The 13,535-nt window shown below is 63.4% G+C and carries 13 protein-coding genes; 7 read left to right on the top strand and 6 right to left on the bottom strand.

What is annotated here, in order from left to right:
• The 5 genes from IPM16_21100 to IPM16_21080 are packed head-to-tail and all read left to right on the top strand — an operon-like array spanning window position 1 to window position 3,580.
• On the top strand, window positions 1–372 hold the full coding sequence (locus IPM16_21100) for a response regulator (protein ID MBK9125604.1): 372 nt from the start codon (window positions 1–3) through the stop codon (window positions 370–372).
• The gene (locus IPM16_21095; protein ID MBK9125603.1) at window positions 373–1,476 is read left to right on the top strand and encodes an alpha/beta fold hydrolase; all 1,104 of its coding nucleotides are present in this window, start codon (window positions 373–375) and stop codon (window positions 1,474–1,476) included.
• Window positions 1,477–1,483: 7 nt separating this feature from the next.
• Complete coding sequence (locus IPM16_21090) at window positions 1,484–2,137, top strand: thiamine diphosphokinase (GenBank protein MBK9125602.1); 654 nt, start codon at window positions 1,484–1,486, stop codon at window positions 2,135–2,137.
• Window positions 2,134–2,628, top strand: coding sequence for a DUF402 domain-containing protein (locus tag IPM16_21085; protein ID MBK9125601.1), 495 nt, complete (start codon window positions 2,134–2,136; stop codon window positions 2,626–2,628). The genes IPM16_21090 and IPM16_21085 overlap by 4 nt, the downstream gene beginning before the upstream one ends.
• Window positions 2,621–3,580, top strand: a complete 960-nt coding sequence (locus IPM16_21080) for an ABC transporter ATP-binding protein (protein ID MBK9125600.1) — start codon at window positions 2,621–2,623, stop codon at window positions 3,578–3,580. The genes IPM16_21085 and IPM16_21080 overlap by 8 nt, the downstream gene beginning before the upstream one ends.
• Window positions 3,581–3,667: 87 nt before the next feature.
• Here IPM16_21080 and IPM16_21075 read toward each other — a convergent pair whose 3' ends face one another.
• The 4 genes from IPM16_21075 to IPM16_21060 form a co-directional block, all read right to left on the bottom strand.
• Window positions 3,668–4,102 (bottom strand): single-stranded DNA-binding protein, encoded by a 435-nt coding sequence (locus IPM16_21075; protein ID MBK9125599.1) that lies wholly within the window; start codon window positions 4,100–4,102, stop codon window positions 3,668–3,670.
• Window positions 4,103–4,245: 143 nt separating this feature from the next.
• Window positions 4,246–6,456, bottom strand: coding sequence for a hypothetical protein (locus IPM16_21070; protein MBK9125598.1), 2,211 nt, complete (start codon window positions 6,454–6,456; stop codon window positions 4,246–4,248).
• A 62-nt stretch (window positions 6,457–6,518) separates the two neighbouring features.
• Window positions 6,519–7,952, bottom strand: a complete 1,434-nt coding sequence (locus IPM16_21065; GenBank protein MBK9125597.1) for a hypothetical protein — start codon at window positions 7,950–7,952, stop codon at window positions 6,519–6,521.
• 202 nt (window positions 7,953–8,154) lie between these two features.
• Window positions 8,155–8,760: a pentapeptide repeat-containing protein gene (locus IPM16_21060; protein MBK9125596.1), complete on the bottom strand. Its 606-nt coding sequence runs from the start codon at window positions 8,758–8,760 to the stop codon at window positions 8,155–8,157.
• Window positions 8,761–8,806: 46 nt separating this feature from the next.
• Here IPM16_21060 and IPM16_21055 point away from each other — a divergent pair, with 46 nt between their 5' ends.
• Together IPM16_21055 and IPM16_21050 are read left to right on the top strand one after the other, a co-directional pair.
• A complete protein-coding gene (locus IPM16_21055) occupies window positions 8,807–9,994 on the top strand; it encodes a hypothetical protein (GenBank protein MBK9125595.1) in 1,188 nt (395 codons plus the stop codon).
• Window positions 9,973–10,839, top strand: coding sequence for an SDR family oxidoreductase (locus tag IPM16_21050; GenBank protein ID MBK9125594.1), 867 nt, complete (start codon window positions 9,973–9,975; stop codon window positions 10,837–10,839). Before IPM16_21055 ends, IPM16_21050 begins: the two co-directional genes overlap by 22 nt.
• Here IPM16_21050 and IPM16_21045 read toward each other — a convergent pair.
• Window positions 10,836–12,161 (bottom strand): hypothetical protein, encoded by a 1,326-nt coding sequence (locus tag IPM16_21045; GenBank protein ID MBK9125593.1) that lies wholly within the window; start codon window positions 12,159–12,161, stop codon window positions 10,836–10,838. The two genes, IPM16_21050 and IPM16_21045, sit on opposite strands and share 4 nt — an antisense overlap.
• Window positions 12,162–12,199: 38 nt before the next feature.
• Window positions 12,200–13,516: a hypothetical protein gene (locus IPM16_21040; protein MBK9125592.1), complete on the bottom strand. Its 1,317-nt coding sequence runs from the start codon at window positions 13,514–13,516 to the stop codon at window positions 12,200–12,202.
• Window positions 13,517–13,535 lie beyond the last annotated feature (19 nt).

The following is a 13,535-nucleotide window of genomic DNA, read 5'->3' as shown; positions in this document are numbered from 1 at the left end:
ATGGCCCGAATTCTTGTTGCCGAAGACGACCGCGACATCCGCGAACTGGTAAGGTTTACGCTCGAGCTGCTGGGCGATCACACCGTGATCGAGGCGGTCGACGGCGAAGAGGCGATTACCGCTGCCACCACGCAGATGCCGGATCTGATCTTGCTCGACCTGCGCATGCCTAAGCTGGGCGGTCTGGAAGCGTGTCGACGCCTCAGGGCCAACCGCGAAGTCGCGCATATTCCGGTCGTCATCCTTTCCGCCCGCGGCCTCGACGACGAGGTACAGGCCGGGCTGGACGCCGGCGCGACGGCGTACCTCATCAAGCCGTTCGATACCGCGCAGCTCATTGCGGATATCGACCAGTTCTTGGCGCGGGCATAGATGAGCGCGATTACCGTTGGCGGCGACCTCGTCCATTACGAGACGCTTGGCCGGGGCCGGGCCGTCGTATTGTTGCACGGGTGGATTGGCAGTTGGCGCTACTGGGTGCCGACCATGCAGCACCTGCACCTCAAGTATAAGGTCTACGCAATCGACCTGTTCGGCTTCGGCGACAGCGCCAAAAACCCGCGCCGCTACCCGATCGAAGAACAAATCCGCATGGTGCAGTTCGTGCTCGACGCGCTCGACCTCAAGCGTGCGGCGCTGATCGGGCACGGGCTGGGCGCGTGGATCGCCGCGGAGATCGCGAGGCGTGCACCGGACAGCGTGGCACGCATGATGCTGATCAGCGCGCCGTTGTATTCGCCGGTGGACTTGGATCACCGCGCGCCGCCGATGCGCATGCGGGCCTCGGCCGTGCACGGTACGATGGATCCCGACAAGACGATCTACAACGCGGAGGGATTGCGCGGCGTACGCCCGCTGGCGTCGTTGGGGCGCGGCGGTTACGACGACAAACCGGCAAGCCGTCCCCGTCAGCCGTCGATTGCCGACCTCGGCCCGGGCGACCCGACCATTCCGAATGCCCGCCTGCTGAATCAGGTTAAGCTGGAGGAAGCCGCCCGCGCGCAGGCCGAACGGCAAGCCGCCGGTCTCGATATCCCCGACCCGAACCCGCAGAACCCGTTGTACCAACTGCTGGCGGCACAGTCGCCCGACTCTCTGCTGAACCGCTGCGTGCGCCGGACGGACGGGCTGTACAACCGCCTCGGGCCGGATGTTTCGCGCATCGACGGGCGCGTGCTGCGCGAGACCGCGATCTTCTACGACGCGGGCCGCATGCTCGACAATCTGCGCGTCATCCCGGTGCCGACGGTGCTCGTGCACGGCCAGAACGATCCGCTGATCCCCTCGCCCGACGAGGCGGTGTGGAACTACCTCACGCATGAGAAAGAGGAACTGTGCGTCCCTATCCCGGTGCCCGGCGGGCATTTCCCGATGTCGGAATACGACAACTTCCATCGCCTGCTGACCGGATTCTTGGACGCCAACGACCTGCGCGAATTCGAGGTCAAGGAGCGCTGGCGGCGGCGCTCGCGGTGACTCCTCGATGACCGCTGCGCTGGTCTTCGCCAATGGCGAGCTGCGAACCGGGCCGACCGTCCACAGGTGGCTGAACTTGATCGATCGCCCGCTGGTGCTGGCGGCCGATGGCGGCGCGCACATTGCCGCCGCCTACGAGCTGCGGCCCGACGCGATCATTGGCGACATGGACTCGGTCGCGCCGGCCCTGCTGTCCGAACTTGAGGGACAGGGCATGCAGATCATCCGTCATCCGCCGGAGAAAGACGAAACCGACCTCGAACTCGCACTCAAGGAAGCAGCGGCGCGCGACTGCGACCCGATCATCATCATCGGCGGCACGGGCGGACGCCTCGATCAATCGCTTGCCAACGTGTATTTGCTGGCACTGCCGGAACTGGCCGGGCGCACGGTGCGAATGGTCGCCGGGTACGAGGAAGTGCTGCTGCTGCGGCCCGGTTCGCACACGCTGCACGGCAATCCCGGCGATACGGTATCGCTGCTGCCCGTCGGCGGGCCGGCATACGGCGTACGGACAAGCGGCCTTGCCTATCCGCTGCGCAGTGAGACGCTCGAGTTCGGGCCAGCACGCGGCATCAGCAACGAAATGCTGGCCGACAGCGCGCATATCTCGCTTGAACACGGCTGGTTGTTGGTGATCCATACGGACGGGAAAGCATGACACGCGCAAGGATCGAAAAGCGCGATCATGCCGGCGTGTACGTCTGGCACTACTATGGCGACGTTGTCGAGCAAAGCGACCTCCACGTCGTGATCGAATCGCGCATGGCGCGCGATATCCCCACCGACTACGTGCACTTCCGGCAGGGCGACCGCATGGTCGAAACGTTTTATGCCGACCGCTGGTACAACATCTTCGAGATGCACGACGTCGACGACGACCGACTCAAAGGGTGGTACTGCAACATCTGCCGGCCTGCGCAGTTGATCGGCGCGGACGAAACGCTGACGATTCAGTACGACGACCTCGCGCTCGACGCCTTTGTCGATCCTTTCGGGAACTTGTTGGTTCTGGATGAGGACGAGTTGGACGCGCTACACTTATCCGAGTCGCTGGTGGCGGCAGTGTGGCGCGGCCTGGATGCGCTCGCTGACCACGTCTCGCGGCGGCAGATCCCGTTTCACGGTGTGATGAGGCTATCAGATGGCTGACCTGATTATCGAGACTGTCGATCTCGTCAAGCGATTCGGCAAGTTCACCGCGGTCGACGGGTTGTCGCTGGAAGTGCCAGCCGGGTCGATCTACGGCTTTCTGGGCCCCAACGGTGCCGGCAAGACCACCACCATGCGCATGCTCACGACGCTTACGCGCCCGACCAGCGGCAGCGCCCGCGTCAACGGCTTCAGCGTCACCGAAGATCAGATCGCCGTGCGCCGTTCGATCGGTTACATGCCGGACGAGTTCGGCGTCTACGAAGACCTGCGCGTGTGGGAATATCTCGACTTCTTCGCGGCGTGCTACGACATCGCCGAGGGTGAGCGCAAGAAGCTGATCAACGACCTACTGGCGCTGGTCGACCTCGCCCACAAGCGCGAGGACATGGTCGACAAACTCAGCCGTGGTATGAAGCAGCGCCTGTCGCTGGCGCGTACCCTCGCGCATGACCCCGCCGTGCTGATCCTCGACGAGCCGGCCAGCGGCCTCGACCCGCGCGCACGAATCGAAATCCGCGAACTGATGGTCGAGCTGGCGCGCATGGGCAAGACGATCTTCTTCAGCACGCACATCCTCGCCGACGTCGAAAACATCTGCTCGCACATTGGTATCGTCGAGGCCGGCCGGCTCGTCATGCAAGGCTCGATGGGCGAGCTTAAGGCCCGGCTTATGCCGCACCGCGAAATCTTCGTGACGGTCAAGGACAACACCGCCGCCGAAACCGCCCGCACGATTGCACTGGCGTTCGAGGGCGTGATCGCCGCGGAGATCCTTGAGCAGAAGGCCGGCCGTTCCCGCCTGCGGGTCGACTTCAGCGGCGACGACGACGGCGTGGCGGCGCTCAATCAGACTCTGACGACCGGCGGCGTGGCAATCCTCGGGTTTCAGGAAGAAGTCCACGACCTCGAATCGGTCTTCATGCGCGTGACGCACGGAATCGTGGGCTGACCCCTAACCATCAAACAGGCATCTGAATCAAACGAGGGACGCGCGCTGCGTCCCTCGTTGTGTGGTTCTGACAGCCTGTAACCCGACCTAGAACGGGATGTCCTCGGAGTTCTCCGGCGCGCGACCGCCGCCCCGCTTGCCGCGCGGCTGGAAGTCCTCTTCGTAGCGTTCCCCCCCGCCACCGCCGCCTTCGGAGTCGTCGCGCGACCCGATGAACCGCACCGTCTGTGCGGTAACCTCAAGCGTCGCGGCGGGCTGGCCCGATTTGTCGAGGTAGGCCGATGCCTGAACGTCCCCGACGACCAGCACCTGCCGGCCCTTCTTCAGGTACTTCGAGACAACCTCGGCCTGATTCCGCCACACGGTAACGCGGAACCACGTCGTCTCCTCGCGCGCGTCTTCGCCACTCCCCATACGGCGATTGACTGCCACTGAGAAGTCGCACACTGCGATCCCCTGCGGCGTATACCGCAGTTCGGGATCCCGCCCCACATTGCCGACAATTGTGATTTGCTGATACATCGATACTCTCCTTTAGCCGCTTCATCCACTGCGTGTGCTTCGTCCATGTACTCGGAGAGGACGCAACAGGGACAGTATAGCACCGTCCCTGTTATAGAACAAGTATTCTATGAGGCTGCACGCCGAATGCCCCACTTTTTCGCCTAACCGCGCTCCTTCATCGCCGCTATAAGCATCTTCATCTGCTCGGCCGGGTTGCCGTTTTGTTTGTACAGCTTCTTGGGGCTGACGCCGGTCGCCTTGATCATCAGCTCGAGCTGTTCGTAGCTCTTGAGCTTCTGAGTCTTGACGGGTTCTTTATCCGTGTCCTTCACCACGTCCAGACCCTTCGCTATCGTCATCAGGCGACGCGCGTTGGCAAGGTACTCGGCCTTCTTCTTGGTGCTGGACTTGTCCTTGTTGTAGACCTTGCCGGCCTTCTCGACAATCCACTTCGTCTTCTTGCCGCTGTTGGTTGTGTCTTTCGCGGCGAGATTGCGCATCTGCTGCTTCTGGAACCGGATGAGCGCTGCGGTCGGCTTGGCCAGCGCGGTACCGAGCTTCAGCGCGCCGGCCGTACCCGTCGCGGCGTAGCCGGTCGCCATGAGCGCAACGCCGGCACCATAGGCCGCGCTGGTCGCTACACCGACGATGTTGAGGATCGAGCCGGAAATCGAGATCACGTCGGCGATGGTGTTGATGCACGCCGACGTCAGCGGCAGCACCGCCCGATTGACGCGCTTCCTGTTGACTTCGATCAGCTTGAGCAGCAGATGATCCTTGTCGTCGGTGATATTGGCCACAGCCGCGGCTCGATTCCGCTTCTTGGCCTTGAGGGCGGCGGTGCCCAGCGGGGTCAGCTGACGTTCCATCTTTGCGGCGTTGCGGCGCGCCTTGTGAATGCGAATCGCATGCCGAATGATCTCGACCGCTTGCAACAGAATGTCGAGCAGTTGGATCCCGATGCTAATGGCCGACCCGACAATCGGTACGGCCGCGACGAAGTCCGCCGACTTGCCGGCAATGTCGAGGAACACGCGCAGGCCCGAGATCGTGCTCTTGGCGACGCTCAGGAAACCTTTGAGCACCTTGATGCTGTGACCGGTGATGTCCAGCACCTGATCGGCGGTCGAGCCTTCGCCGGTGCCTTTGAAGAGCTGCACGGCGGCCGGTACGATCTTGGCGGCGGAGACCAACGTCTCGACAGACCCACCGAGTGCACCGATGAAGTCCGACGCGCCGGAGAATCCGTCGGCCACGTCGCTGGCGGCGCTCAGGTTGTCATGATGGCGTGCCACCCCGCCAGCCACGACACCACCCGCGGCGGCGACGGTCTGACCCGCGCCCGTCAGCGTTTGGCTGCCTTGCCCGATCATGTCCATCACGAGGTCCGCGCGCTGCCAATGGTTTTCGGCCTCGCCCCAGTTCTGAATCGAAGAGATGAACCCGACGATACCGCTCAGAGACCCGCCCGCCGCGGCGGCGCCTGAGAATGCCGTTGCGGCGATTCCGAGATCGGCACGCGCATTGTCGTCCTTGATCAGCACGCGAACGCCACCCTCATCCTTTTGCTTCTCGGCGAGCTGCTCCTTTTGTTTGTCGGTCAGATTGTCTTCCTTCGTGTTCGCGGGCAAGCCTTTGTCACGCAGGAAGTCTTTGTATATCGAGTCGTATTTGGCGCTCTTCGGCTCGATCGTCAGATCGCCCTTGACCCCGCTGAGGAAGTCGGCCGCGCTCGTGACGTCTTCGATCGCTTCCGAAGCAACATCCAGCGGATCGACTTTCTCATCATCACCCGCGGCCGGGTTCGTATTCGCAATGACGGTTGATCCAATCCCGGTGTGCATCGTTTCCAGCCCGGTTTGATTGCGAACCCGTGGCGACTTCGTCTTTGGTGCTGCAGGCCCTGCCGGCACCGATCCACCCCCGCCACCCCCACCGCCGCCGGCAGCTGGAACCACGGGCGACACTACAGGGGCCGCTCCACCGCTGCCCCCTGCACCTCCGGCAGGCGCCGGAGAGGCGGAAGGTGCCGGCGAAGGCGACGAGCTTGACGGAGCTGACGGGCTTGACGCCGGGGTTGCTGGTGCTGCTTTCGGCTTGCGCACCTTGGACTTCAGATCGTCCCACAGGTTGCGCATGATGACGGGCTGTTTGGGCGCGGTGCCGCGTGAGATCAGGTTGGCGGTGGCGCGGTTGCCGATCGCACGCTGGAGCGACGTGGCCGCAGCGGTCGTCTTGTCGCTGCGTGGACCCGTAGCCAGCAAACGCATCAGTTCATCAAGATCGGACGTCTGCTGCTGCGCATGGGCATGAGCCACTGGCCGCGGCGTCTTCTCGGACTTTCTCCGCACGCGTTGCGCATAGTGTTTCATGGCGACCTCTTACCCCGGACGCTGGTCGCACGATGGTAGCTGTGCTCGATCCTTACAGTGTACTACGGCCCTGCCGGAACAGGCAAACGCGGCGATCCCGCCACGACCGACAGGCTGTCGAGCCAGACGAATCCGCTGCCTGCCGTGGACTGTACCTTCAGCTTGATTTTGGCAATCGCGAAGCCGGGATCGTGCCCTGCGCCATAGGGCGTCCACGCGGTTGTACCGGCAGGGAAATTGATCGACAGCGCGGATTTCTCGCCACCCGTGCCGATCAGCTTGGCCTTAATCAGACCGCTGTCGGCCGGGTTGGACTCGGTCTTGATCTGGGCCGAAACCGTCACGCCACCGGCAATCGCGGGGCTGAGGTTGAGGGTCTGCTGGAGCTTGTCTTTCATGCCGCTGCCTTTGAATCGGAACGCGCAGTTGCCGGCCTGCGCCACGATGACATCCGGGCCGAGCGCGTCCTCGGAATTGCATACGCGCTTGTCCTTCTTCGTGATGCGCGTCCAATACGATGGCGCCTTGCCGCCCGTGTCCGCCGCCTCGAACCCGCCGTTGTTGAGAAGATCGCCGGGGATATCCGACGGCGGCGGCGGCGAAACGATCACCTCGAACGCCGTGCCGGGGATCGCCTTGAGCCGGTTGAGGTCGTTGTCGTCCCAGCAGCCCGGGTTGGTCTCGCCGCTGATGTACCAGTTCGAGCCGTTGTCGGCCACGATCATGCCGTACTTCTTGAGCGCCTGTGCGATCGCCAGCGCCTGCCCGTCGAGATGCCCGATGTTGTAGCTGGCCTTGAGTCGAAGCCGCAGGCCCATCGGCGGATAGTTCGCGCCGGTGTAGCTCGACGCGAAGTGCGTCGCCGGGTAGATGTACGCCCGCTGCGTGCGCGAGAACGTCACCCGCAGGGCGTGGTCGATCGTGCCGGACTCGGCTTCGTCGCAGCGCGCCAAGCCGGGGAGGATCGGCAGGCCCGCGGCATCGGCGCTCGTCCATCCGTCTGGGCGCAGGTCGTTGGTGTTCAGCGGCCAAATCGCCCCACTGCCTGCGTCCCAGCCCGTGATGTCACTGCCGGTGTACTCTGCGTCGTACACCTCATACAGCACGCAGTTGGTTGTCTCGACGACCAGTACGTGCCGGTCGCCGCCGCCCTCGACCGGGGCGTCGGACGGGATCGGATACGGGCCGGGGTCGCTTTCGTTCGGATAGTAGAACGAGATCGGCACCAGCGGCTGGCTGGACGTCACTGTCGTCCACGGGATTCCGTAGCCCGGATTCTCGCCAAAGTCGGGGTGCACATAATCGCCACCGTTGGCGTTGATGTTGGCGCTGTAGTTGGCGCTGTTGGGGTGCACCGGCGCGGTATCGACCGGCGTGTTCCATGCGTTATTCGAGGGAAAAATCTGACAGCCGCCAATCGACGGCGGCGCGGCGTATGTCACGCCAAACACGGCCACCACGAGGCACAATATCACACTCAAGCGGACAGCGCGCATCGCACACCTCCCGATCTATCGAGCACAGCCTCAGTATAGGCCAGTCTGAAATCTGCGTGCGTTGGGGCGATGATCGAAGTCGCGGAGGCTTCGCCTCCACACCTCCAAAAGCGATTTACACCCCTTGACCCCGTCACGGCGCAGGGAGGCCAGAGGGCGCAAGCATTCTGGCGGGGTTTGGGGCAGCGCCCCGAGCACAAGGTCAATCTGCTTCGACGCGCCGGCCGGTATAGATCGTCAGGTCGATCTCGTGCGACCACAGCTGGCCGTCGGGGAGAATGGTGTGCGAATTGAAACGCACGCCAGTCAGGTTCGCGCCGGTCAGGTCGGCGCCGGTGAGGTCCGTGGCTTGACACGCCGCCTGCCACAAATTCGCGCCGGTGAGGTCGGCACTGCGTAGCAGGGCGCCGCGCAGGTCGGCGCCGGCCATGTGCGCCCCGCGCAGCTTCGCGCCGGTCAGATCGGCATCGGTCAGACGGATTTCGCGCAAGTTGCTATCGCTCAGATCGGCCTTGATCAGCCTCGCCTTGACCAGATCGGTCTCGCCGAAGTACGCCCCGCGCAGGTCGGCGCCGGTCAGGTCGATCAACTGCATGAGCGCCTTTGCCAGCCGCACGTTTTGCAGCCGCGCCCCGGCAAGGTTATGCCCTTGCATCGACCCGTCCTGAAAGTGCAGGCGCTCCTTCAACTCTTCGATGGCGGCAAGCGCGGTGATGTTATCGCTGTGGACAGCGCGTGCCAACAGCGCCTCGCGAGACATCCGCGCGGCGACCTGTGTCTTGATCTTGCGGCTGAACCAACCCAACATACGGTACACCTTCCTAAAACCACCAACTGTGCGCATAATGGCGCGGATGACGCAAAACAAACGCCCTACGCTCTCCCGCCGCGCCTCGATCCTCGGGGCGTTAGTGCTGATCGCCGCCGGCACGCTGGTGGGCGTGCTGCTGGTCGTCGTGCTGATCCGGGCGTTCCCCTCGCTCGAACCCGGCGGCCAACGCTTCCTGTTCACCGACCTCGACGGCGATACGTTTCGCCATCAGCCGGGCCAAGTGCGGCCGCCGGCCGAAAACCGCGTGCTGGAGGACGGCGTGCGCTTCGACGATGCCGACGGCTTCCGCCGCCCCGCGCGCACTGCCGACCGCTACCCTGTCGCCGTGATCGGCGACTCGTTCACCGATGGCGGTCAGGTACCGTGGACCGACCTGCTGGCGGAAGAACTTAACGCGCCGGTGCGCAACCTCGGTTGGAGCGGATTCGGCCCCCTCGAATATCAGGCCATCGCCGAACAGTACTTGGCGGACGATCACACGTGGGTGCTCGTCGCCTACTTCGAAGGCAACGACCTCAGCAACATTCGGACCAGCCGCCAAAGCGCCGGGGACGGCCCTGTGACGCTGAACCTCACCAAAGCCTTCGGCGCGCCAGCACCCTCGGTGCGTGCGCTTAGCGACTATAACGATATCACATTAGACCCGCAAGAACGGTATCTCTACCCGCTCGACCACCCGCGCCCTGACGGATCGACGTTCGAAGTCGCGTACATCAGCGACTACTTGTGGTGGCTCAACGGCGATACGGAGACGTATGCCGACAGCCGTAACGTGCAGGAACTGCGCGCGGCGCTCGACGCGATCAATGCAGCGGCCAACGGGGCATGCGTGGGCCTGATCTACGTGCCGAACAAAGAGCACATCTACATGCCGCTGGCGGATCCGGATGGCAACCGCCAGTACGTGCTGCAAAACGCGCGCACGCTGTCGCTCGACGCCGACGGATGGCTGACCCACGGCGATGTCGCGCCGGTCGACTGGGACACGTTGGCCGCGCGCCTCGACAACCAGCGCGATGTCGTTGCGCAGGTCGCGCAGGATTCCGGCTACGCCTTCATCGACCTCGTTCCGGCGTTTCAGGCCGCCGCGGCACAGACGCTCACGTATTACACCTACGACTCACATTGGAATCATGAAGGACACAGCCTGACCGCGCATACTGTTTCCGAATTCTTGAAGGAGACACCATGCACGGAAAGACCGTTCTAATCACCGGTGGCACCAACGGCATCGGGCTGGAGACCGCGCGGGCGCTGGCGAAGATGGGCGCACATGTGGTCATCGTCGGCCGCAGCCCGCAAAAGACCGAGGCCGTCGTGGCCGACCTGCGCGAGTCGACAGGCAGCGCGGCGGTCGACGGCCTGCTTGCCGACCTGTCGCTGATGCGCGAGGTCAACAGCCTTGCGGACACGTTCCTCGCCCGGTACGACCGCCTAGACGTACTGGTCAACAACGCGGGCGCGATCTTCTATTCGCGCGAGGTCACCGACGAGGGGCTGGAGCTGACCTTCGCCCTCAACCACATGAGCTACTACCTGCTCACACGGCGCCTGCTTCCGCTGATCCTCGCCAGCGCGCCTAGCCGCATCGTCAACGTGTCGTCCGGTGCGCATTTCTCGGCGCGCGGCGTGGACTTCGACGACCTGCAGAAATCGCGTGGTTACATCGGCTTCACGCGCTACAGCGAGAGCAAGCTGATGAACATTCTGTTCAGCAACGCGCTCGCACGTCGGCTCGAGGGCACCGGCGTCACCGTCAACGCACTGCACCCGGGGATGGTCGCCACTGGCTTCGGGCGCAACAACTCCGGGATCGTCGCAAAGGCCGCCGGCGCGGTGTTCAGCGCGTTCGGCAAGTCACCGGAAGACGGCGCGCTTACGAGCATCTATGCCGCGACGGCGCCTGAACTGGCGCACACGACCGGCGCCTATTTCGACAACGAGAGAGTCACCGAGGCGTCACGCGCGGCGCGGGACGTCGAGGCACAAGAGCATCTCTGGGCGATCAGCGCCGAGATCGCCGGCCTGCCGGCCGAGGTCGCTGTGCGCGGTTAGCCGAACGACTGCGCAAGCTGGGCAAACGGGCCAACGCCAAGCGCGACAAGGATAAAGACCAGCGACGCGCCCAAGCACACATAGCCGATGACCGTCAGGATCATCGTCATGCACCCGCGCCCGATGTCGAACCGGTACGCCACGCTGATGCGCCACGCGAGGAATAGAATCGCGCCGACAGACAGCACGCCAATCGCGATCGTCAGGACTTGCACGAAGTCGATCAATGCAGCGAGGAACGCCGCAACAACGATCAGTATCACCAGCACTGGGTTGACCAGTGCGTAGTACAAGAACGTCTTGCGGATCAAGCGCGGCATGGTGCCATTTCCGCCCAGCAGCGTCACGGCCACCAAGTGCGTGACGAACGAGGTAATCAGGAACGTCACGGCATTACTGGCCGCTGAAACGGCGGCGTAACCTGCGCTGTTGACCACGCCCTGTTCGCCGGTGATTGCCTCCAGTACCGGACTTAGGGCCTGTACCGACGGGTCGTTCGCCGCTGCCGGGTTATTCAGATCGTATCGCGTGCTCAAGAACTGAGCGAACAGGTAGATCGTCGCAAAACCGATGACGAACGCGATCGCAAAATAGACGAACAGGTCGAGCAGCGCCCGGCCGAAGTTGCCGTCTTCGATTTCATCGACCGTTTTGCCGGTGCGGCCTTCCAACACCGCCGCTGCGACGCCGGTCTTGCGCGTCTTCGATGCCGGCTGCGCCGACGACGTAGCGGGCTTCTTGCTCATCGAGGCTGGCCGGCGCTGTGTGTGCGGCTTAAGCAGTGCCGCCACGGCCCGATCGGCGTTCATGTTCATAATCTTGCCGGCGGCCTCGCGCGCGTTCGGGTTGTCGGCGATGGCCGGCGACTTTTCGAACGCCTTGCGCAGGTTGGATTCGGCGCCGGCCTTGTCGTCGGTGTAGTACGCCTGCCACGCGCGCTCGATATATCTCTCCGCCCATTCGAGGTCTTGCTGTGCGCTGACCTCCTCCGGCGATGGCGGTGTATAGCTGGCCAGGATAGCGTCGACACCCTCGGCCGCTTGCGCGGCATCCGCGTCAGTGTCGAGTTCCTCCTCGTCTTCTTCGAGGTCGTCCCACGGCATCTTGAACGGCTTGACGTTGACCACCGGCGCGTGCTTGTCAATGTAGATCGCCGCCTTGCGCGCCAGTTCGCGCAGCGCCTCGTCGGGGTCGATCTCGACCACGCGCGACAAGTGCGGTATGGCCTCGCGGTCTTTAGTGCGTCCAAGCGCGATGATGGCTTCGCGGCGCTGGCTCGCATTGATGCTTTGCAGCTGACTGATTAACTGACGGTCGACCACAACATCACCCCCACCGAATACTCACTAGTTGGCGACCTCTACGGCACGACCATTGGGGTCAGTGCGAGGATGCTCAATTGGTTCGAAAGTTCGCTCAGGTAGGCTTGCCCGAATGCGGCAAAACACACTAACCCGAGAATGATGAAGAAGATATTCGCAAGGAAGATTGCCGCGCATCCACGGCCCGCACCGAAATCGTACGTGCGACCGATACGCGAGCTGTATCCCATCAGCGTCCACAAAGACAAGAAGAAGGATACAGCATAGATGCCGATTCCGATCGCCGGTTCGGTGACGAGCGGAAGCAGAAAGCCGCCGATCTGCGCCACGAAGACGAGCGCAGTCATGATGCCAAGGAAAAGGGCGGTCTTGTGAATCAGGTTTGCCAGCGTGCCGTCTCCGCCGAGGATCATGCGCGCGGCGACATGGATGAAGAACGACTGGAGCAGCAGAAGCACGATCGCGATCAGGCCGTATATCAGCGCATAAAGCAGGGTGAGGACGACCCCTGCCGCGATGAGCTGATTTATGATGCCGGTCGCCTGCGCGCTGGCCTGCGCCATCTGCGCCTGAAGCTGTGGATCGCTGTTGATGATATTGGTGACCAGCGCGATAAACGCCGCAAACGACACGCCGACGATGACTGCGTTGATCAGACCGTAAAGCAGCAGGTCGATTAGAGCCGTGCCCCATCCTGCCGGCGGTGCGTCGTCACGCGCCTCGTTTTCGATCTCGCGCTTGGCTTTGGCCTTGAATTCCTTCTTGTCGAACAGTTCGAGAATCGAGCCGTCCTGCACGGCCTTCACCGCGTCGTCCTTGTAGAGGCCGGAAATGGTGGCGGCCAAACCGACGGCATAGGCATCGTACTGCAAGTTCGGGTTGAGCTTGAACGCCTCGACCAAATACTTTGCGGCGCGCGCGTTCAGTCCGTCGAACGAGGCACGGCCGGCCATCTCCATCGCGCCGCGTGCCGCGCGCTGGCGCGACTCGGTCACCTCGTGCAGCGAACGCGGTCTGGGTTGGGGCGGTGCATCCTCCTGTTCCGCTTCGACGGGTTCCGGTTCTGCGGGCCGATTGGCATACTCGGCAAGAATGCTGCCCGATGCGTAACCCGGCTGAGCGCCTCTCTTGACCTCTGCCGCGGGCGATTCGGCCTCGCCCGGGTTGTTGCGCTTGATATAGACGATGGCCTTGCGGGCAAGATCGCGCACGCTTCCGTCGTTGTCGGCGCGCTCGACTGCCTCAAGGTAGCGCAGCGCCTCGATGTCTTTGGTGCGGGCGAGCTGTTGAATGGCGGCCTTACGTCGTTCAGGCTGAGCGCTGTCCAGAGCATCGATCAGTCGACGGTCTACCATTGGTCGCGAGTCTCCGAGG

Source organism: Candidatus Flexicrinis affinis (genome assembly GCA_016716525.1).
Taxonomy (GTDB): Bacteria; Chloroflexota; Anaerolineae; order Aggregatilineales; family Phototrophicaceae; genus Flexicrinis; species Flexicrinis affinis.
This window is presented reverse-complemented; position numbering and strand designations above follow the sequence as displayed.

Coding starts and splice junctions, on each gene's coding strand:
- IPM16_21075 (MBK9125599.1), bottom strand. CDS start 4,102: ATGTATCAGCAAATCACAATTGTCGGCAATGTGGGGCGGGATCCCGAA.
- IPM16_21095 (MBK9125603.1), top strand. CDS start 373: ATGAGCGCGATTACCGTTGGCGGCGACCTCGTCCATTACGAGACGCTT.
- IPM16_21060 (MBK9125596.1), bottom strand. CDS start 8,760: ATGTTGGGTTGGTTCAGCCGCAAGATCAAGACACAGGTCGCCGCGCGG.
- IPM16_21040 (MBK9125592.1), bottom strand. CDS start 13,516: ATGGTAGACCGTCGACTGATCGATGCTCTGGACAGCGCTCAGCCTGAA.
- IPM16_21065 (MBK9125597.1), bottom strand. CDS start 7,952: ATGCGCGCTGTCCGCTTGAGTGTGATATTGTGCCTCGTGGTGGCCGTG.
- IPM16_21070 (MBK9125598.1), bottom strand. CDS start 6,456: ATGAAACACTATGCGCAACGCGTGCGGAGAAAGTCCGAGAAGACGCCG.
- IPM16_21100 (MBK9125604.1), top strand. CDS start 1: ATGGCCCGAATTCTTGTTGCCGAAGACGACCGCGACATCCGCGAACTG.
- IPM16_21050 (MBK9125594.1), top strand. CDS start 9,973: ATGCACGGAAAGACCGTTCTAATCACCGGTGGCACCAACGGCATCGGG.
- IPM16_21085 (MBK9125601.1), top strand. CDS start 2,134: ATGACACGCGCAAGGATCGAAAAGCGCGATCATGCCGGCGTGTACGTC.
- IPM16_21080 (MBK9125600.1), top strand. CDS start 2,621: ATGGCTGACCTGATTATCGAGACTGTCGATCTCGTCAAGCGATTCGGC.
- IPM16_21090 (MBK9125602.1), top strand. CDS start 1,484: ATGACCGCTGCGCTGGTCTTCGCCAATGGCGAGCTGCGAACCGGGCCG.
- IPM16_21055 (MBK9125595.1), top strand. CDS start 8,807: ATGACGCAAAACAAACGCCCTACGCTCTCCCGCCGCGCCTCGATCCTC.